We start from the raw sequence: 21768 nt of genomic DNA, 5'->3' as shown, positions 1-21768 counted from the left end.
GTTCGCCAGGCGGTATGCAACGCCCTGCCGCTACTCCCTGGCAAAGGTAATGGCATGGGGGAATATTCTTTCGTTTTCCCCAGACTGAGAGCGAACGCTGAACACGAATGTGCCGCCCGTCTTGCTTGAGACAAAAACCCGGGTAAGCCCCTGCTGATCTGTGAACCCCTGCGCCGGCCGAATGGTGACGGCATCCATCTTCGCGGGCGGAACGTTCTTGCCGAACCACTCCACGAGCGAGTTTTGTCCGCGGTTTCCGTAGTTGTCCTCCAGCACCGCATACAGTTCTACTTCATGACCGTGTTTCACTGTTTCCAAAGGCGTAGGTGAAAGTTCTGCAATAGGGAACGACAACGTACTGAAGTCGGCGGTGACTTCTATGGGAGGGGCGTATTGCGGCTCGAACAAATCCAACCAAAGCAGTGGCGTGTCGCGGCCCATGACCTTGCCGGGGATAAACTCGGCCAAAAGTGTTCCGTCCGTTCCCGTCGCCTTGTATTCAATGGTGCCCAATGTCGCGCGCCAATAAACATTGACGCCACTCAGCGACTTTCCATTGGCGTCTTTGAGGGTCACTTTATAAATGACTTTTTCGTCTGGCTTGTTAGCCACGACGGTGCTGTCACCCACCACTTCGCACGTGATTGTGACCAGCCCGTTGACGTCGCCTGGAACATGCACGATCGGGGCACGAGTATCGGACTCGCCGAGCAGGGCATGTTCGGCGGCATCGGCATAGGATTTTTTGTCGACGGTTTCGGGCAGATTGCCAATGAGAAAAATCGTTAACGCATCCATGCCGGTCTCGGTGGACAGCGCCAGCACGCGCATCAACAAATCGAGCTGGGGAAGGTTTTTCAACACCTTCAGGTCGGGATCGATGCGGCTGACACATTCGCGCACTTCCTGAACGCTCCAGCCAAAAAAATCGGCCAGTTTGATCGCCGCCGCCTGTTGTGCCAGCCATCTCGCATCTCCGGTGACATCCGGCAATGCGTTGACCTGGCGCAGGTAGTCCAACAGCTTCTGTGGCGGTTGGCCGCTCGAGGCTGAGGCGAGGGCAAAAGCGCGAGTGAGCATGGTCAGGTAATAAAGCGTGCGCACCGTCAACGCATGCTTGTCGTCCTGAACCAGCCAGTCCTTGTAGCCGCTATCCAGATAATCCTGCAACAGCGCCGCGCTTAACCCCAGGGTCGACACCACCTCACTGCGCCGGCGAACTTCAGCCAGTAGATCGAATGATGTGTCGGCAACTCGGGGGCGAGTTCGGCCGCCCCCTTCGCTCCCCGCATCCGCTTGCTCCAGCACATGCAGCAGTAACTGATGCACCGTGACGTCTGCCCAGTTCAGGACCGGCAATGCCTGATCCACGCCAACGCCGGCGTATGCCGCCAGCGTCTCCTTGACCAGCGAAGTCTGCGCATCGCGCATCTGTAAAAACGCGCTGACCATGCTGTCGATGATGCTCTGCCGCAACGCTGGCTCGATCTCACCCAAGGCGCTGTCGACCGCCCAGGCGATTTTTTTATGGACGGAGGCCAGATACATCTCAGCGCTTCCCTCCGGAGGCAGGATCAAACCATGCCCGTCGGTTATCGGCCCCAGGCTGTCGGCGGATGTCGCGAGAAATTCGATCCAGTCCGCGGCCCCGGCTGCCGGAACGCCTGCCATGAGAAACGTACTATTGGACAACTGTGCAGTCGGCAGCAAATTGCGAACCTGCTCGAAAAACTGCTCATCCTGTTCGGATGGATCCTGAGCCGCTGGCGCAGCGACCGCATGCTGCAACACCCACAACACCGGCAGATTGTTTTGCGCGCACCACTGCACGCAACTTTGCATAGCCTCGATCAGTTCCAGCGCATCCGGTGAACCGTCCGGTACATCGTGGATGACAGGAGTACCGGCCAAGCCATTGACCCAGTCATCGCCGCCCAGGATCGATAGCATCAGCACGCCTTCAACCGGAGTGATGTTCAACAGCCGGGCCAGCCTCACCAAACGGTAGAAGCTCGAGATGATCGCTGCGTTGCGCTTCAATTTGTCGGTCAAGCCATGAGCCTTGGCCACAGCGTTCGCCAGCACGTAATAAGTCTGCGGATCAATCGCCAGACCACTGCAGAGCTGGCTGATCGTCAGATCCACCACGCCCGGTATCGGCGCCACCGCAAACTCATCGTTGTCGAGCTTGAAAGGCTCGCGATAACCGGTTTGAAAATTGAACACCTGATCGAATTGCGAGAGCGCTTCACCGCGGCCATAAACCGACAGCTCACCCACAAACACAGCAAAGTCCGCGGCGGTGCATTCGTAGCGCTCGCGCAACGTCTGGAACAACCCAAGCGCATGAACCGCGCCACTGGAGATGTCCATCTCGTTGCTGTGACCTTTCGTTGAATTGCCGCGCCCTGTTGCCCGGATGACCGATGTCAACACTGCGTCCAGCTGTTCGAACGGCAATCCTGTCCAGTTGGCCAGACGCACCATCTGATTCATCCGGGTATAGCGGTTGAACCCGATGAGTTCGTCGGGGTTTGCCGTCATTCGAATGCGAGGCTTGGTTGCAGGATCGAAACCCACCGCCGGCGCAGTACCGTCATTGATGTAAACCGAACCCGAGCGCTCGCTTTCAGGCTGCTTGGGCGTTTCATCCGGGTAGGTCACATTGGCCGAGCGCACGGGAGCAAAGTCGCCAATCGACAGAAGAGCCTCGATCTGTCGGCTGTCGAGCTTGGTGCGCTGACCGAAAAACTCCACCTGATTGAGATTCGAATACATCTCGGTATAGGTACCAAAGTTGTGCGCAAAAAAATCTTCGCGAAGGGCGAAATCCGCACGCGGTTCGGTCAGCAACTGGCGCTGATAAGGGCCAAGCCGCGAGGCATGGGCGAAACCCTGTGCAGTATTGGCACCTCGAGCATTGGCTTGCAGAAAATAGGGATAAGCCAGGTCGACCCGGTGCTCGAAGTCGCCCACCGACAAGTCATGAAACTGCGCGATACCATCAATTGTGACCCAATGCTGGTAATAAGGCAGACCATTGGGGTAGCGGGCTGCGATCAGCGCGTCTTCGATGGATTCGATATCCGTTTGCGCCGCGATGAATTTCTCCAGCACCTCAACGATGATGTCCACAGAAGAGATCGATTGATAAACCGCATTGAAGTCGACCTTCAGTGCCAAGAGATCTGTGCGCCGGTTATGCAGCGAGAAATCGTCTTCCTCTCTGATACCCTCCAGACGGTCACGAACCCAGCGCAACAAGTCGATCAGATACGCCACTGGCGACCAGATGGACTCCAGTGCATCTGGCGGGCACAACGCGGAAAAATCGGTACCGATCAGAGCGTGATAATTGGGACCGTCCACGATCGATAACAAACCGCTGGAGCTGCGCTTTGGCGCGGGCCTGGTGCCCCTCAGCGTCTGCTCGATAAATTGGCGCCGCTGAGACGTGGCTATGCTATTGGCGCCGCGCCAATATTGTTGCGCTTGCTCAACGCTGAGCTGATGCTCTTGGACCATGCATTGAACACCCCTTTCAACCAGTGGATAAATTGATCCACCGTTTTGCAGGTATGTCTCGAGGTTCTGCAGTCCGACGTTCTGTGCTCGTTGTTCCTCGCTGAACAACTCATCGAACAGTTGCAGGGCGGGACGGCGCGAATCAACCATGATCAGATTCCTTTAGGCGACAACTGGCCCGCGCAACCTGACGTCCTTCGTCAGGCTGCACATTCAGTGAGTACGATTGAGCGCTTCGAACGCCGTCAAGTCCACTGTCAGTTCTGACAGTTTTGATAGCCGTTCGTCGGAAGCTGGATTTCAGGAGTCGGCGTGGGGCAAGCGCGCAGCTTCGACTTCAAAACGCGCGCTGTCAGCCCAATCGGACATCGTTGCGTCATCCGCCGCGTCAGTCAGCGTCTGCCGGAATCGGTACCAGTTGCCCGCCAGAGGCAGTGCCCTTGTCGCCGCCCCGCNGCCCAATCGGACATCGTTGCGTCATCCGCCGCGTCAGTCAGCGTCTGCCGGAATCGGTACCAGTTGCCCGCCAGAGGCAGTGCCCTTGTCGCCGCCCCGCGCCAGTGCTCATCGACCACGGGTACCTGAGCCAGCCACTGAAYATCCGGGTTGTACCAACTCACGATGGCGCCCACGCCCGGACGGCCCTTGCCGCTGAACTGCACTGGATGACTGACCCAGCGTCCGGCTGCAGGCCCGTCGAGCACAGGTCGGAAAGTACCCAGAAWGACCGAGCGCAGGGTTTCAAATGATTCGAACCCGTCCAGAGATGCGACTGCCTCGAGCCGGTAAAGCCCCCCGCCGAGCAGACTTGCATCGAGCATCACTGACCANCGGAAAGTACCCAGAAAGACCGAGCGCAGGGTTTCAAATGATTCGAACCCGTCCAGAGATGCGACTGCCTCGAGCCGGTAAAGCCCCCCGCCGAGCAGACTTGCATCGAGCATCACTGACCARGTGCGATTTTCCTGCACGACGGCGCTTGCCGGCTCGGAACGCGCGGCACCTACCAGCGTCACCGTAACCGTATCGCCCGGCACGCCAAAACCGCACACCACCACCTGCTGCCCGATGGCATCGCCCTCGAYCGGGGTTTCAATGAAGGGTGCCGCTGGCACAATGTCAAAGTGCAGCGGCTCGCTGTCTTTCGACTCCTGCAGTTTGCCGCTTTCATCCATGAACCTCTGCCGGGCCCAGATCGTTTTGCTGCCCACCGGCAACGTCACTTCGGCTTGCCAATTGCCCGYCCAATCCACAATGACATCACTGAGCAGAGGTTCGGCAAGCCCTTGCAGACAGACGTCGACAACCCCGCCCCTCATGCCCGTACCCTTGAGCAACGCGGTTCGTGGCAACTTGCCGTGTTGTATCGGCTGGAGAAATTCTGGCGGYAGCAGCACCACCGTCAATTCATGCTCGTCACTGTGTAGCGACGGTCGACCGTCCAGTGTCTGCTGGGCGTCAAAGGTGTAGAGCCTGAATTGCTCGAGRCTCAGGTCAATCGACCAGTCGCCATCCTGGCTCAATATTTTCGGATCGCCCAAGGGACGATCAAACTGCTTGTCGCGCAGTTGCAAAGTGGCGCCCACCATACCCATNCAATCGACCAGTCGCCATCCTGGCTCAATATTTTCGGATCGCCCAAGGGACGATCAAACTGCTTGTCGCGCAGTTGCAAAGTGGCGCCCACCATACCCATCGTGCCCTCGACCGTTACAGCACGACCGACTTCCGAGCCGTTCGGCGGCTGGGTAATCACTGGCGTAACCATCGCTCTCCTGACAATGAATGTCGTGGACGTCGGCTGCGAAGTTTGCTGCGCGGCGACCTGGGTCACCGTGACGGTATGTGTGATATCCAGGGCAAATTCTTTGTCGCGCCTGAACTGCCACGTGCCAGCACTGACGATGCCCTTGTGCACAATGCCGGTTTCGTCGCTGTACTCAATGTTCACGGTTGCACCCGGCCAGCACGTGCCGCCGAACCTGGGCGAAAGTCCGTCATCTTCAGGCTCGTTCAAGCCAGGGGCCTGCGGCGGGATGGTGACTTTGAGGACAAACCAGTTTGGCGACTGGTGCCCGTCGAGATATTGCTTGATGTGGACCTGACGCTCAAACGAGGGTCCCCAGACCGTTGAAGCCTTGGTAGACCACCGCCCGCCAGCAACCTCCACTGCTGGCGCTTCGAGATCTCCGCTATTGGGCCTGCGTGGATTCACCGTGGCGCCGTTGAAGCCTTTGCCGCTGAAGGTCGGTTGGTAGTCGTTGGTGAATTGCACATCACTGACATCGGGGAGGACATTCTTTACTTCGAAGGTCAGCGGCAGCGAGTCGATCCAGCCGCTGGCGTTGTCTCTGATCTTCTGGACGGCGTTGATTTTATAGGTGCCAAATTTCCAGCCCGTTACGGTGGTGCTCCAAGTGCCGTTGCGCTGTACTTGTGCATTTGGAGGCGCGACCGGCATTGGGTCGGCTGGACTTTCGAGGATAGTGAACTCGATTTCGGTTCTGAGCTTCTCGTCGAAATGTCCGGTGCCGGAAAATGTGATCGTTTCATTGGCTTGCGTATATGTGACCGTCGGCTTGCCCGTGCGTACTCGTATGCCGAAGGGTTGGCTGGTCAGTGATGTCGTTCCCAAATAGGTATGCGTGCCGACAATTGAATGCGGACCAGGTGTCAGCGTGAAAGATGCAGACCATGCGCCTGTGGCGGCATCGGTTGGGGTGCTGATTTGAGCTTGGGTGTTTTCCGAACGCACAGCAACAGCACTGGAGATCCCGGCGACGACAGTGCCTGTGAACGTCGATGTCATGTCCACCGTCTGCGTCAATCCAGGAGACGTTATTCGGGGGGGGTCAATGACATAAAAATTTCGTTGGACTGACGGCACAGATGTTGCGCCATCGTATCTTTGACTGGCGACTAGAGAATAATTTTTGCCGAACGCAAACTTATAAGTGCTGGTACCACCCCATGACCCATCAATTTCGATCTTTGCGTAGGCCAATACTTTGATCGATGTGTCTTTGATGTAAACATCCACTCTTGTCAACTCTTGGTGCAGACCGCCTGTACCCGCAAATTGCGGCGTTTGTGTACTTATAACCTGCGGCAACGGACTGAGCGTTACAGGCTTGAGTACGGTCAGTGACGCTTTCCCCGCGTAGCGCCCCTGCGTATTTCCATACTCCTCACGGATAATGAAATCCTGTAAACCCTGAGGGACATTATCAAGGAGCGTGACAGTCCAATTTCCGTAGCCATTGGTAATGGCCGTTGTGCTCAGTACAGTGCCTGAATTGGGACGCACAAGCGTGATTTTGCTGCCTTTACCGGCGAGGCCTGGAACCGTTGTAGTCACAGTACGATTGCTGGCAATGCGAGCAGCCTTTCTGACCAGCAAAGTCCGCGGTGTCCACCTTGACCATTGATCAATGTAATCCCATCTTCCATCAACTCTGACTTGCAGGTCACTCTCGGGAAGGTCTTCGACTCGAATACTGTGCCAGACGCCCCCCAACCATGCACTTTCAGTGATACGTCGGTAGTAATTATCGGCTCCGTGAAAATCCAGATGAACGTTGTGATAACGGCCATCGTTTACCGGTATACGAAACTTGAAGTCCATCGTGGTATCTACTAACAGTGACTCGGAGCCGGCCTCATACTCCAAATCCGCGACCAGGATTCCCGGCTCTTCGGAAATCGGATCATCGGATTTTTGGGAAGGGCGATGGTCCTCAGGAAACGGGCCATCTTCTGGAGGATTGGAGCCTGGGTTCTCATGGTCGGACATGATCGAGCTTCCTTATACCGTCGGTACCTGGGTGCCTCATTGAAGAACCGTAAGCACGAAATGACACCTGTAAAACCTGACAGTCCCGATCAGCGGTAACTATTCCCACGCTGCAACATGCAGACGTCCTTCAGTCATTAACACGCGGCTACATCGGCTTGCGCCGTTGCCTACACATCACTCAGAATCCGCCGGCTTGTGCGCTTTGAAGCTGCCCCGTAACGTGATCCGTGCCGCTGCCAATCAGTGGTCGGGTTTAGTCGCCCGGGGGTTTGTCATCAAGGTGTATAAGCGTCATCCAGTCGGGTAATCCCTATCCCCGCACTCGATGGTGGCTGTACGCAGGGCGCTTCGGCGCGCCGGTTTTTGGTGATACCCCCGGTCGACTAACCTGCGTCCAGCCGCCACCCTTTCGTTTAGTCGCGAGGGGTGTAGGCCCCAACCAAGGGTTATCACCATGATCAAACCAACACCCAATCCCCCTGAAACCGAAGACTCGACCTCCCCCTACGCCTCCCCCGATTCCACCAGACTCCACGAGGCCGCTGAAAAAGCCCTCGATCACTACCTGAAAAAACCCGCATCTGCGCCGTCGTGCAATTCCGTCGATCGCGGCATGCAGATGTTCATGGTCGCGCCCGACATCAACCCCGAAGCGATGGCCATTCAAACCTACGAAACCTTTTCTTCGGTCAGCATTCTGCTGCTCGACCTGGCGGACAGCCTCGAGGACAAGCCGCGACATCTGGCGATGGCGATCTATCAGTTGAGCGAGATGGGCCTATTGCTGGCGGAAAAGGCGCTGGATCAGGAGCGGGCGATCGCGGTGGCGTGACGTAAAAATCAAAAGATCGCAGCCTTCGGCAGCTCCTACATTTGGAATGCGCTCCCCCTGTAGGAGCTGCCGAAGGCTGCGATCTTTTGCTGTTCAGGCAGAAGCGGGCAACGGCTGAAAACTGAAATACTGCTTCAGCGCCAGCACCAGTTGGCCGAACTCCGGGGGAGCGCGGCGCAGGATGAAACCGGCGTCGTAATGCAGCGGCGTGGCGTCTTCATGGCACCACACGCAACAGGCGCTGAAATCGATGACTTGCTGGCTGCCATCGCGGGCGGGGACCTTGAGGCGTAACTGAAAATCCACCCCGATCATCATCGGCAACTGGCTGATCAGCATCAGCCCGTCCGTAGACACATTGCCGAGAAAGCCGACGGGTTTGTCGGTGACGCTGTTGAACACTCTGAGGTAATACGGCAATTGATGCCGTTCGATCCGGCGGTCGGTAAACATGATGTGCTGTTCGCCATGCAGGGCTCCGTCACGGAGCCGCACCTGTGCTTCGGAACGAACCTGTGCGACAGGCCCGCTCTCCCCGCTTCCGGTGTGACGGTCGCGACAATCGCCGTCACCTTGTAACTGCCAGTCGCAGGTGTTGCGCCGTTATCGAGACACGGCTCGAAACGGTTTCCTTGACTATAGCGGAGCTTGTACAGACGGCCAGATTTTGTACGAAAACCGCGTCAGAAGCGCGTCGGCCGAACCACCGCAGCGGCGCTGCGTGTCGGGTAATGGCCCAGGCTCTGCAACGTTTCCAGACGCGCGCGGGCGCGGTAGGCGTATTCACTGTTGGGGTACGAAGCGATGATGAACTGGTAGGTCTGCACCGCGTCGATGTAGAGCTTCTGTCGTTCCAGGCACTGACCGCGCATCATCGACACTTCCGGCCACACGTACGGGCGGGCGCGGCTGGCGCGTTCGACCTTGGACAGTTCGAGCATGACCTGCTCGCAATTGCCGCGTTCATAGGCGCTGTAGGCGTTGTTCAAATGGTGGTTCATCGACCAACGGGTGCAGCCCGTCGCGGCGAGGACGCTGAGGGAAAGGGCGGCAATGGGCAACAATCGCATGGGGGTTCTCCTGTCTTGTGCTCTGTATCGACCCCAGGTCGGAAAACTTCAGACGCGCTGGTCGCAAAGTTGCCGCGTTCAATAAAGAAAACGATAAGTAGTGCATTCGAACAATGACTACACCCTTCGAGCATAGTAGCCTCTGCCTGCGCTTGAACTCAGGAGTCTTTGCATGTCCGTCCGTCGTACCAAAATCGTCGCTACCCTTGGCCCGGCCAGTAACTCGCCGGAAGTTCTCGAACAGCTGATTCTGGCTGGTCTGGACGTCGCCCGTCTGAACTTCTCCCACGGCACCCCCGACGAGCACAAGGCTCGCGCGAAGCTGGTGCGTGACCTCGCTGCCAAGCACGGCCGCTTTGTCGCCCTGCTCGGTGACCTGCAAGGCCCGAAAATCCGTATCGCCAAATTCGCCAACAAGAAGATCGAGCTGAAGATCGGTGACAAGTTCACCTTCTCCACCAGCCATCCGTTGACCGAAGGCAACCAGCAGGTGGTCGGCATCGACTACCCGGATCTGGTCAAGGACTGCGGCGTGGGCGACGAGCTGCTGCTCGACGACGGCCGTGTGGTGATGCGCGTTGAAACCGCCACCGCCACTGAACTGCATTGCGTGGTGACCATCGGCGGCCCGCTGTCCGACCACAAAGGCATCAACCGTCGCGGTGGCGGTCTGACCGCGCCGGCCCTGACTGAAAAAGACAAGGCCGACATCAAGCTCGCCGCCGAAATGGAAGTCGACTACCTCGCCGTATCCTTCCCGCGCGACGCCGCCGACATGGAATACGCCCGTCAACTGCGTGACGAGGCCGGCGGCACTGCCTGGCTGGTGGCGAAGATCGAACGCGCCGAAGCCGTGGCCGACGACGAAACCCTCGACGGCCTGATCAAGGCCTCCGACGCGGTGATGGTTGCCCGTGGCGACCTCGGTGTGGAAATCGGCGATGCCGAACTGGTGGGCATTCAGAAGAAAATCATTCTGCACGCACGTCGCCACAACAAGGCCGTGATCGTCGCGACGCAGATGATGGAGTCGATGATCCAGAACCCGATGCCGACCCGCGCCGAAGTATCCGACGTGGCCAACGCCGTGCTCGACTACACCGACGCCGTGATGCTCTCGGCCGAATCCGCCGCTGGTCTCTACCCGCTGGAAGCCGTGCAGGCGATGGCGCGCATCTGCGTCGGCGCCGAGAAACACCCGACCGGCAAGACCTCCAGCCACCGCATCGGCAAGGAATTCAGCCGCTGCGACGAGAGCATCGCGCTGGCGACCATGTACACCGCCAACCACTTCCCGGGCGTCAAAGCGATCATCGCGCTTACTGAAAGCGGCTTCACCCCGCTGATCATGTCGCGGATCCGCTCCTCGGTGCCGATCTACGCGTTCACCCCGCACCGCGAAGCCCAGGCCCGCGCAGCAATGTTCCGTGGTGTCTACACCATCCCGTTCGACCCGGCCTCGCTGGAACCGCACGAAGTCAGCCAGAAAGCCATCGACGAGCTGACCAAGCGCGGCGTTGTGGAAAAAGGCGACTGGGTCATCCTGACCAAGGGCGACAGCTACCACACCACTGGCGGCACCAATGGCATGAAGATCCTGCATGTCGGTGATCCGCAGGTCTGAGTGACCGGCAGCTGAAACGCAAAAGCCCCGCCATGTGAATGGCGGGGCTTTTTTGCTTATGATTCAACAGATATTTTGTCTGGTAAGGCCCTTTCGCGAGCAGGCTCGCTCTCACACTTGAAATGCAATCTCCTGTGGGAGCGAGCCTGCTCGCGAAGGCGTCTTGACACTCAGCGAAAGAACCCGCTCAACGCCGCCACCGCCTCTGGCGAACGCAGCCGCTGGGTAAACAATGCGCCCTCCTCCTCGATCACTTTGCGCAGCAGCTCGCGATCGGGCGCTCGCATCAGTTGCTTGCTGATGTGCACCGCTTCGGCCGGCAGCTCATCAAACCGCAGCGCCATTTCCCGGGCCTTGCTCAACGCAGCCGCGCCACTGTCCAGCGCGTCTGTGGCAATTCCCCATTGCGCAGCCTGTGCGCCGCTAAAGCCTTCGCCGAGCAATAACAACTCAGCCGCTTTCGCTTGCCCGAGCAAACGCGGCAGGATCAGGCTGGAGCCGAATTCCGGGCACAATCCGAGGTTGACGAACGGCATGCGCAGCCGGGCGTCGCGGCTGACATAGACCAGATCGCAATGCAGCAGCAGGGTCGTGCCGATACCCACCGCAGCACCGGCCACGGCGGCGATCACCGGTTTGCGGCATTCGAGCAGATTGAGCATGAAGTGAAACACCGGGCTGTCGAGGTCGCTCGGCGGTTGTTCGATGAAGTCGGCGATGTCATTGCCGGCGGTGAAGCACTCGGCGCTGCCGCTGATCAGTACGGCATTGATTTCGGGGTCGCTGTCGGCCTGTTTCAGTGCTTCGGCGAGGCGGCTGTACATGGCGCGGGTCAGGGCGTTTTTCTTGTCCGGGCGGTTGAGGCGCAGGGTCAGCAAACCGCGTTCGCGTTCCAGCAGGATGGCTTCGGTCATGGCGTGTCTCGCGTCTGAAAATCAGCGCTCAACCACGGCTCACAAACACGTCGGCCAGCAGTTGATTGCGCGGCAATCCGGCCAGATACAGACGCTTGGCGAACGCGTCGACACTGGCCGTCGAGCCGCAGACTAAGGCCAGGGTCTGCCGGGAAACAAGGCGCAGTTGTGCCAAAGCGGCGGCCGAGTCGGCCGCTGCCCACAGCTCGACACTGAGGTTTTCCCGCTGCGCGGCCAGTGCGGCAAGGGGTTTGGCCAGGTAGTGCTCGCGTTCGTCATGGGCCAGGTGAATGACGCGAATGGCGCCTTGGTGATCCTCACGCAAGGCCTCACGCAGCACCCCGAACAACGGCCCCAAACCAGTGCCGGCAGCCAGCAGCCACAGCGGCCGGGCGTGCCAGTCCGGATCGTAATGCAAGGCACCGCCGCGCAGTTCGCCAAGGCGGATCGAGTCGCCGATCTGCAGCTTGCGTGCGGCATCGATGAATTCGCCGGGCTGGCGGCAATCCAGGTGGAACTCGAGAAAGCGGTCTTCTTGCGGCAGGCTCGCCAGCGAGTACGGTCGGGCGATGTGGCCGATCCACAGCACCAGATGCTGGCCGGCGCTGTAGCGCAATGGCCGCTGCGGGGTCAGGCGCAGGCGCAGAACGCTGTCGCTGAGCCAGTCCAGCGCTTCGACCACGGCCGGGCGGCCGTCGCTGATCGGGTCGAAAGTGTGTACCTGCAAGTCTTCGACCACCTGACACTGACAAGCCAGGCGCCAACCGTCCTGACGTTGCTCGGCACTCAAGGCATCCGGACGATTGTCGGCGGGCAGGCCCTGGATGCATTGCACCAGACAGGCATGGCAACTGCCGGCGCGACAGCTGTAGGGCACGGCAACGCCGTTCTGATTGAGACTGTCGAGCAGGTTGCTGCCCGCCTCAACCGTCCACTGCCGATCACCGACGCGCAATTCAGGCATCAATGTTCTCCCACGCGGCGGCACAACGATTGCGCCCGTCACGCTTGGCCCGATACAGCGCCTGATCGGCACGCTGCAACGCCTCATCCAGATCATCGCCAACGGACAGCAGGGTCATGCCCGCCGACAGGCTCAGGTTGCGCACTTGCAGGCCCATTAATTCCACCTCACTGAAGGCGATGCGCAAACGTTCGCAACACGCGGTCAGGCGTTCGGCATCACAGTCGGGCACCAGCACGACGAATTCCTCGCCACCATAACGCGCCAGCACGTCACCGTCGCGCAGACAGGCTTGCGCCACCCCGGCAAACGCCTGCAATACCTGATCGCCGGCGGCGTGGCCGTGCAGGTCGTTGATGCGCTTGAAGTGGTCCAGATCGATCAGCGCCAGCCCATGCATCACGTCGCTGTCCAGCGCGTTCAGCTCGCGCGAGGCGATGCGCAGGAAATGCCGGCGATTGAACAGCCCGGTCAGTTCGTCGGTGGCGACCAGATCTTCAAGCTGGCGCATCATCCCGCGCAGGGTGTCCTGATGCGCCTGCAAGGCAAACCGACGCTGGCGCTGACGTTGTCGGGAAACCTGGACAAAACGTGCGTAAAGCACGAGCCACGCCAAGACCATCGCCAGAATGCACACCTGCAACGCTGCGAGCGCAGGCTCGGCCAAGCGGAAGTGGTAGGCATCCCACAGGGTAATCGCGGAAAAACTGAAGAACACCAACAGCGCACAGCGGATGAACACCCGTCGGGTGAGATGGAACAGGCCAAACAGCAGAATCAGCACATAGAACACCAGAAACGCACCGCGCGCCTCGTCGACATGGGCGATCAGCCACGTCTGCCAGCCCAGACCCATCAGCACTTGCGCTTCGGTCAGGCTGGGGTCGGCGAAGCGCTGGTTGCGCCCGCTCCAGAACATGGCGAAAAGGCTCGCCTGACTGATCACCACCAGCGCGCTGCCGATGGCCACGCCACTGAGCGATTGCTGGTAATGCCCGGTGAAAAACGCCAGCCACAGCAGCAGCAGAGCCAATCCGTAGGTGGCCGCAGCGAGGGCGAAGCGTTTGAGCAAAAGGCGTTGAATGGCGTTATGGGTCAATCGTTGACTCACCGTGCGATAGGAGGCTGACCGAGTGTCCTACTCTACAGACCGGATGCCACTTTAGAGGCCCGGTCGCTAAATGACCACCGATTTTCGGGCTCGAAAATTGACGTCAAAAGTGTGGCCCACTGACACCGCCAAAAGCCCCTCACCCTAGCCCTCTCCCAGAGGGAGAGGGGACTGACCGGGTTGTTTATCCGAGTTACACCGACTTCAAACATCGCGCCGAACTCGAGTCTGGAAACGGCACAAAACAGCTTCATTTTCCTGAGCCGGACTTAGTTTTTGAACAAGATGAAGATCGGCTCCCTTTCCCCCTCGCCCCATCTGGGGGAGAGGGCTGGGGTGAGGGGGGCGATCCTGAAGTGCAAACCCGCTGTCCGATATTCGCCCACCCATGCGACCAACGAATGACTGCCGGCGCGTGTACGCCCCACCGAGGCGCGGTATACTGCCGCGCCTTTTTAGCGTCGCGCCAGCAGCCCCGGCGTGCCAGAGGATCAGCTGTGAGCCGAAAGCCTCAAGCTGCCCCATAGAATGTTCCCGTGTTTCAGAGGAGCGCGACTCATGACCGTGATCAAGCAAGATGACCTGATTCAGAGCGTTGCCGACGCCCTGCAGTTCATTTCCTATTACCACCCCGTGGATTTCATCCAGGCGATGCACGAAGCCTACCTGCGCGAAGAGTCGCCAGCGGCCCGTGATTCGATGGCGCAGATCCTGATCAACTCGCGCATGTGCGCCACCGGCCATCGCCCGATCTGCCAGGACACCGGTATCGTCACCGTGTTCGTCCGTGTCGGCATGGACGTGCGCTGGGATGGCGCCACCATGGGCCTGGACGACATGATCAACGAAGGCGTGCGTCGCGCCTACAACCTGCCGGAAAACGTCCTGCGTGCCTCGATCCTTGCCGACCCGGCAGGCGCTCGCAAGAACACCAAGGACAACACCCCGGCGGTGATCCACTACTCCATCGTCCCGGGTAACACCGTGGAAGTGGACGTGGCGGCCAAGGGCGGCGGTTCCGAGAACAAGTCGAAAATGGCCATGCTCAACCCGTCCGACTCGATCGTCGACTGGGTATTGAAAACCGTGCCGACCATGGGCGCCGGCTGGTGCCCGCCGGGCATGCTCGGCATCGGCATCGGCGGCACCGCCGAGAAAGCCGCGGTGATGGCCAAGGAAGTGTTGATGGAATCCATCGACATTCACGAGCTCAAGGCCCGTGGCCCGCAGAACCGCATCGAAGAAATGCGTCTGGAGCTGTTCGAGAAGGTCAACCAGTTGGGCATCGGCGCCCAGGGCCTCGGTGGCCTGACCACCGTGCTCGACGTGAAGATCATGGATTACCCGACCCACGCCGCATCCTTGCCGGTGTGCATGATCCCCAACTGCGCCGCCACCCGTCACGCACACTTCGTGCTCGACGGTTCCGGCCCGGCCTCGCTGGAGGCGCCACCGCTGGACGCCTACCCGGAAATCGTCTGGGAAGCCGGCCCGTCGGCGCGTCGTGTCAACCTCGACACCCTGACCCCGGAAGACGTGCAGAGCTGGAAGCCGGGCGAAACCGTGCTGCTCAACGGCAAGATGCTCACCGGTCGCGACGCCGCGCACAAGCGCATGGTCGAGATGCTGAACAAGGGTGAAACCCTGCCGGTGGATCTGAAAGGTCGTTTCATCTATTACGTCGGCCCGGTTGATCCGGTCGGTGACGAAGTGGTTGGCCCGGCGGGTCCTACCACCGCAACGCGGATGGACAAGTTCACCCGCCAGATCCTCGAGCAGACCGGCCTGCTGGGCATGATCGGCAAGTCCGAGCGCGGCCCGACCGCGATCGACGCGATCAAGGACAACAAGGCTGTGTACCTGATGGCAGTCGGCGGCGCTGCGTACCTGGTTGCGCAAGCGATCAAGAAGTCCAAGGTGCTGGCATTTGCCGAGCTGGGCATGGAAGCGATCTACGAGTTCGAGGTCAAGGACATGCCGGTCACCGTAGCGGTGGACAGCAAAGGTGAGTCGGTACACATCACTGGCCCGGCGATCTGGCAACAGAAGATCAGCGAAAGCCTGGCGGTAGAAGTGCAGTAAGCCTCAGGCGTATGAAAACGGCCGGCGCATCCGCAAAGATGCCCCGGCCGTTTTTGCTTGTTCAAACCAATCGCGATAACAGAATTTCCCATGCACAGAAAATGATCTTGCGCACCTGTCAGATCTGACAGGTCCATCTCTGGCCCACTCCTGTTAGCGTCTGTCCATACGCCCTATGTAGCGCGAACGGATTCGACCATGGCCGATCAAGACCTCAGCATCACAGCTCCTTCCATCGCCAAGAGCTCATCGATCGCCACCATCGGCAAAAGCTGGAGCGCCGTCGGGCCGACCGCCTCGGCTGGATGCGAATTGCTGATCCCGCTATCGAGCGGTCGTGGCTACGACCCGCAAATACCCTTGGCAATCAACAGCCAGAGCGGTAACGGTCCGTTTGGCCTTGGTTGCCACCTGGGCCTGAGCCAGATCAGTCGCCGCACCAACAAAGGTGTTCCACGTTATACCGAGCACGATGAAATCATCGGGCATGACGGCGAGGTGTGGATGCCGGAGCTCGATGATGCCGGAGACTTGAAGTCACGCACGGAACACAGCTACAGAGACCGCCCCATTCCCGAACACAACGTCGTGTCTTACCGGACGCGGATCGAAAGCGATTTTTCCCTGCGCGAATGCTGGCATCCGGCTGACGGTGGAGCCCCCTTCTGGCTGGTCCACGGTGCCGACGGCACGTTGCATGTCTACGGCAAAACCAGCGCCTCACGCCGTGCCGACCCCGACGACGAATCGCGCATCAGTAGCTGGCTGCTGTGTGAAAGCATGAACGCCCATGGCGAACACATCTGCTACGAGTACAAGCCCGACGATCAGCCTGACGAGCACGACCCGATTCACGACTACCGCGCCCAGCGTTATCTGCGCCGGGTGTGTTATGGCAATGCCACGGCGAGCGACCGTCTCTATAGCTGGGACACCGACCGGCCGACGGATTTGCCTTGGCATTTTCAACTGGTGTTCGATTACGGCGAACGCAGCAGTTCGCTGACGGAGACCCCGAGCTACGAAGAAGTGAACCGCTGGCGGCTGCGACCGGATCCGTTTTCCACCTATGGCCAGGGTTTTGAGCTGAGCACCCGCAGGCTGTGCCAGCAGGTGTTGATGTTTCATCACTTCCCCGAGGGCCTGGCGACAGAGGCGAAACTTGCCCGTCGCCTGCTGCTGGAATATCGACCTATCCAGAACTCTACGCCGTGGGCCTACAGCCAGATCAGCGCGGCGCACTATCAGGCCTTCGATGCGCAAGGCAATGTCGAGCATTCACCGCCGCTAGAGTTCGAATACTCGCCCTTCGAGATCAACAAGACACCTGCACGCCTGTTGGAAAACGAAACTCAACCGGGCATCGAAGACGGCGGGTTCTACCAATGTGTCGATCTGTATGGCGAGGGCGTGCCGGGTTTTCTCTGCCGCTATGACAACGCCTGGTACTACCGCGAGCCGCTGCGCGCGGCGCCTGGTACCGAACTGATCGGTTACGGCCCATGGGCTCTGCTGGACAAGATCCCGGTGGCAGATCGTAACCGCGCCGTGGCGCAACTGCTGGATCTGACCGGCGATGGGCGCCTGGACCTGATCATCGCCCGGTTGGGTTACTGCGGGTTCCATGCGCTGAATGCGCAGCGACAATTCGAATTGTTCAGCGCGTTCGACACGTTTCCCCGGGAACACCAGGATCTGACTTTGACCATGGGGGATTTCAGCGGCGACGGCCTGATGTCAGCGGCCAGCATCAGCCACGACCGTGTGCGGCTCTATGCCAGCCTGCGCGAAAAAGGCTTCGCCGCCGCACAGGAAATCCCCCATGCATACGAAGACGACCGTCTGCCGGTGTTCAGTAACTCGCGAACCGAACTGGTGCTTCTGGGCAATCTGCTCGGCAGCGACATGCCCGAACTGTGTCGCATCCGCCATGACGAAGTCCGCTGCTGGCCGAATCTTGGTCATGGCAAATTCGGTCAAGGTCGCAAGATCAGTGCCCTGCCCTTCACCTACGACGAATTCGACGCCGCACGAGTGCGCCTGGCCGACCTCGATGGCTCCGGCGCGCCCGCGCTGATCTATCTGCGATCCGAAGGGTTCGACATTTACCTGAACCGGGGCGGCAACGGTCTGGAGCAGATTCCCGTCAGCGTGCCGTGGCCCGAAGAAGTGCGCTATGACCGCTTGTGCCAGGTCAGTTTCGCCGACCTGCAAGGCCTCGGTTGCGCCAGCCTGATTCTGACGGTGCCGCATATCCAGCCTCGGCATTGGCGCTACGATTTTGTTGCAGCCAAGCCCTATCTGCTGGTCAACAGCAACAACAACATGGGTTACTCCAGCAGCGTGACTTATCGCAGTTCGGCTCAGGAATGGCTGGATGAAAAGGAGCGGCTGCTGGCACTTGCGCGTGCACCGGTATGTCATCTGCCGTTTCCGCTGGCCGTGGTGAAGAAACAGGAGCAACACGACGAGATCACCGACAACCGGTTGACCCAGTCATTCACCTGGCGCGAAGGGTTCTACGACGGCAGGGAACGGGAATTTCGCGGGTTCGGCTATTTGCAGCAACTTGACTGCGAGATTGGAGCCGATCCTTCAGAGCCTGGCTTCAACGAGCCGGTGCAAACATGCACCTGGTTTCACAACGGGCAGGAAATGAATCGTTCCCGCGAGGATTATTTCAACGCGGACGTGGACGCCTGCCCGTTGGGCGAAACCCTGTTCAGTCGTTATCACCCCAAAGGTGAAATCGATGAGCCTGTCACCCCGGAAGATGCCGACAGTCGCTACCGGATTGCGCAGGCACTGGTCGGCTCGGTCGCCCGAACGGAGACCCTTGCCTACCAGGAAGATTCGCAGGTACCTGGCGCTGCCAAGCTGTACTCGGTAGAGGAAAAGCGTTATCTGGTGCGCGAGGTGCGGCCCCAGGGGCCATATGCCGCAGCCGTTCTGCTGCCCCTTCAGGTTGAAGCAATCAGTTATCAGTACGACGGCTTTATCAATGACCCGCTGTGCCGCCACGATGTCAGCCTGCGCTGGGACGCTTATGGCGCCGCGACCCATGCACTGACGGTGAGCTATGCGCGCAGGTTGACCGCCCAGAGCCCGCCACCCTTCACCGAGGACCACCTGAATCAATGGTGGTCCGACGCTCACGACGAGGCGCAGCAATACTTTTACATCAGTGAGACCCGTGCGCGTCTGATCAATCTGCCAGAGCCGCAGCAATGGCGACTGGGCTTGCCCTATCAGGAACGGGGCGACGCGCTGAAATTGACCAAAGGTACGCTACCCGGCGAGCTGAACCCGGCACAGATATCTTTCGAATCGTTGAGAAAGCTGCAGGATTCGCAAGAATGGGCCATCGAACGGGTACTGACTTCCCAATCCATACAGCACTATGTGGACGTAGAGGGTATTGAACTGGAGGACGGCGTCGCCGGATTCGAAGCCCTGTCGCATTCTCTGGAGCTTGCCCTGCTGGACAAGACCGCGCTGGAGGCTTACAGCATTGTGCCGGATCTGAACATTCGCGAGGCCCTCAAGGCAATTGGTTACTCGCCCATGCCGATGCTGTTCGAAACGCCGCCGAGCGAGGAACAAAACCTTTGGTCATCGCGGTTCAATCTGGCTCGGTACGGCGACTTGCAAGCGTTCTATAAAGTGCTCGATTTCAACGAAACGCCAAGCCATGGCGTGACCAAAGCCGAATACGATCAACACTGGCTGACGGTCATGCGCATGGAGTTGCCCGACGGTTGTGCCGTGCAGGTCGCGGAATTCGATTACCACGCCCTGAAACCCAAGCGAATCACCGACGCCAACGACAACACTGAAGAAGTCATCCATGAGCCTTCCGGTCAGCCGCTGGTCATCAGCTTTCACGGTACCGAGAATGGCCAACCTGCCGGATTCGACAAGCTGACCGATGACTGGACCTTGCCGGCCCCCAGTCCGGAACAGGCCATCCAGTATCCGGAGGACACTGTAAAAAACGCAGCCAGCACCCTGCACAAAAACCTGTTCAGCTGGATGGGCCTGATACCCGCCTCCACGCTTCAAACCCTGTCAATCAAGCAGGACGATCTGTTGCCCGGCGGGCAGATCCGCGCCAGCGCAAGACGCCGGCTTGCGCAAAATCACGTCCTGACGCCTGAAGACCAGCAATTGCTCGAGGCAATTGAACTGGCGTACCGAGAGCCGGTACACACCGTGGTGCTCAGTGCCGACCGCTATCCCTATGACACCGTCAAGGCACAGATCCAGATTGTCAAAACCTGCGTCGATGGCTTTGGTCGGGTACTGCAAACCCAGCAGAAGGTCGACCCCGGGCTGGCTTATGTGGTGGGTGAGGATGGTCAATTGCTGATCGAAGAAGGTGAGCAACCGACGCAGACACGCTGGCGTATCAGCGAACGCGTCGAATACAACAACAAGGGTCTCGCACAGCGCCAATACCGGCCGTTTTTCGCTAACACGCACCGCTACGTCAATGATCAATCGCTGCGCCAACTCGGGCTCTTCGATCAGCTGTTCTATGACGCAACGGGACGTCCGATCAAGCTGATCAACGCCAAGGGCGACTTTTCCCGCGAGACGTATCATCCCTGGTATCACACCAGCGAAGACTTCAACGACACCGCTGAAGAGGTGGTGTCTACGCGAGGGTCAGGCGCATGAGCGCCTCCACACATTGGCGCACGCCTTCGCTGACAGCCAGCGACGGACGTGGCCTGCCAGTCCGTCAGGTCGCTTATTTGCGTACCGTGGCAGAGGACGCGGTCAGCGCTGTTGTGACGTTTCAGGAACACGATGTGGCCGGACGTCCGGTCGCGCAACAGGATCCGCGCCTGCCCATTGCAAACACCACCACTGTTTATTCCATCAATGGCGATGCGGTGTTCACCGACAGTGTCGATAGCGGCTGGCGTTTGCTGCTGCCGGGGCCGGCCGGGGAGCCTCGGCAGCAATGGGACGCGCGCGGCCATGTCTGGCAATCGACCTTTGACGGGCAATTGCGCGTGGTGCAGCTCGAAGTGTCGGGAAACGGCGAAAATCAGCTCAATACCTTCACTTACGCCTCCGGCTCCGCCGGAGCAGACTCCAACCTGCGCGGCCGGTTGATCCAGCAGACAGATCCGTCAGGCTCGCTGGATATCACCAGCTATGCCCTCACCGGACAGACACTGGTGGAAAAGCGCACATTTGATGATCACCAAGCGTTCACCAGCCATCAGGTGTTCAGTCCGCTTGGCGCCGTGCTTGAACAGACCGACGCCGGCGGCCATCGCAGAACCTCGCGCTATGGTCTTGCCGGGCAGCTCAGGCAAATGCACTTGCAAGTGAAGGCAAACATCACGCAAGTCCTGGAGGATGCGCACTACAACGCTAATGGCCAGCTCATCGAGCAAGAGGACGGCAACGGTGTGCTCAGCGAATGGACCTACGATCCAGCCGACGGACGCTTGCGCAAGCAGATCAGTCATAAGCCCGGCCAACCCGCATTGCAGGATCTGCAATATTTCTACGATCGCGTCGGCAATATCATCCGCATCGAAGACCACGCCTTCGAGCCCACCTGGTTCGCCAATCAACGGGTCGACGGCCACCGTGAATTCGACTACGACTCCCTGTATCGCCTGATCCGTGCGACCGGTCATGACGACGCCCTGCCCCCGGACATTCCCGGCCTGCCGCGACCGCCCGACGAGCGAAACCGCCTCAATTACACCCAGACGTATAGCTACGACGATGGCGGCAATCTGACCGAGTTGCGTCATCAGCGCGACGGCAACAGTCGTACCCGCACGATGCGCATCGACGACAAAAGCAATCGCGGGGTGCGTTGGC

Annotated in this window: 10 protein-coding genes and 1 pseudogene; 5 read left to right on the top strand and 6 right to left on the bottom strand. The window is 59.4% G+C overall.

The annotated features are described in order from the left end of the window. Positions 1 to 30: 30 nt before the first annotated feature. Positions 31 to 3675: a Tc toxin subunit A gene (locus tag ASG55_RS14930; protein WP_056787847.1), complete on the bottom strand. Its 3645-nt coding sequence runs from the start codon at positions 3673 to 3675 to the stop codon at positions 31 to 33. A gap of 4100 nt (positions 3676 to 7775) precedes the next feature. Between ASG55_RS14930 and ASG55_RS14915 the strand changes: the two genes are divergently transcribed. Further along, positions 7776 to 8153 carry a DUF6124 family protein gene (locus tag ASG55_RS14915; RefSeq protein WP_056787839.1) on the top strand — a complete coding sequence of 126 codons (378 nt, stop codon included), beginning with the start codon at positions 7776 to 7778 and terminating at the stop codon, positions 8151 to 8153. A gap of 93 nt (positions 8154 to 8246) precedes the next feature. On the opposite strand, the gene ASG55_RS14910 is transcribed toward ASG55_RS14915, so the two are convergent. Together ASG55_RS14910 and ASG55_RS14905 are read right to left on the bottom strand one after the other, a co-directional pair. Further along, positions 8247 to 8606, bottom strand: a complete 360-nt coding sequence (locus ASG55_RS14910; RefSeq protein ID WP_041479819.1) for a PilZ domain-containing protein — start codon at positions 8604 to 8606, stop codon at positions 8247 to 8249. Positions 8607 to 8836: 230 nt separating this feature from the next. Next, positions 8837 to 9223 carry a tetratricopeptide repeat protein gene (locus ASG55_RS14905; RefSeq protein WP_056787835.1) on the bottom strand — a complete coding sequence of 129 codons (387 nt, stop codon included), beginning with the start codon at positions 9221 to 9223 and terminating at the stop codon, positions 8837 to 8839. Positions 9224 to 9395: 172 nt separating this feature from the next. Between ASG55_RS14905 and pyk the strand changes: the two genes are divergently transcribed. Continuing rightward, positions 9396 to 10847 carry a pyruvate kinase gene (gene pyk / locus ASG55_RS14900; RefSeq protein ID WP_024014116.1) on the top strand — a complete coding sequence of 484 codons (1452 nt, stop codon included), beginning with the start codon at positions 9396 to 9398 and terminating at the stop codon, positions 10845 to 10847. A 170-nt stretch (positions 10848 to 11017) separates the two neighbouring features. Here pyk and ASG55_RS14895 read toward each other — a convergent pair whose 3' ends face one another. The 3 genes from ASG55_RS14895 to ASG55_RS14885 are packed head-to-tail and all read right to left on the bottom strand — an operon-like array spanning position 11018 to position 13824. Then, on the bottom strand, positions 11018 to 11761 hold the full coding sequence (locus ASG55_RS14895) for an enoyl-CoA hydratase-related protein (RefSeq protein WP_056787833.1): 744 nt from the start codon (positions 11759 to 11761) through the stop codon (positions 11018 to 11020). 28 nt (positions 11762 to 11789) lie between these two features. After that, positions 11790 to 12725: an iron-sulfur-binding ferredoxin reductase gene (locus ASG55_RS14890; protein ID WP_056787830.1), complete on the bottom strand. Its 936-nt coding sequence runs from the start codon at positions 12723 to 12725 to the stop codon at positions 11790 to 11792. After that, a complete protein-coding gene (locus ASG55_RS14885; RefSeq protein WP_041479822.1) occupies positions 12718 to 13824 on the bottom strand; it encodes a GGDEF domain-containing protein in 1107 nt (368 codons plus the stop codon). Before ASG55_RS14885 ends, ASG55_RS14890 begins: the two co-directional genes overlap by 8 nt. A gap of 570 nt (positions 13825 to 14394) precedes the next feature. On the opposite strand from ASG55_RS14885, the gene ASG55_RS14880 reads away from it, so the two are divergent. The 3 genes and pseudogenes from ASG55_RS14880 to ASG55_RS14870 all read left to right on the top strand — a co-directional run. Beyond that, positions 14395 to 15918 (top strand): fumarate hydratase, encoded by a 1524-nt coding sequence (locus ASG55_RS14880; protein WP_016773454.1) that lies wholly within the window; start codon positions 14395 to 14397, stop codon positions 15916 to 15918. A gap of 198 nt (positions 15919 to 16116) precedes the next feature. Further along, positions 16117 to 20598 carry a SpvB/TcaC N-terminal domain-containing protein gene (locus ASG55_RS14875; RefSeq protein ID WP_056787827.1) on the top strand — a complete coding sequence of 1494 codons (4482 nt, stop codon included), beginning with the start codon at positions 16117 to 16119 and terminating at the stop codon, positions 20596 to 20598. Next, positions 20595 to 21768: pseudogene (locus tag ASG55_RS14870) on the top strand (RHS repeat protein); the annotation flags it as partial. The gene ASG55_RS14875 and the pseudogene ASG55_RS14870, both read left to right, overlap by 4 nt.

Origin of the sequence: Pseudomonas sp. Leaf434, from assembly GCF_001425545.1 — a bacterium.
Classification (GTDB): domain Bacteria; phylum Pseudomonadota; class Gammaproteobacteria; order Pseudomonadales; family Pseudomonadaceae; genus Aquipseudomonas; species Aquipseudomonas siliginis.
This window is presented reverse-complemented; position numbering and strand designations above follow the sequence as displayed.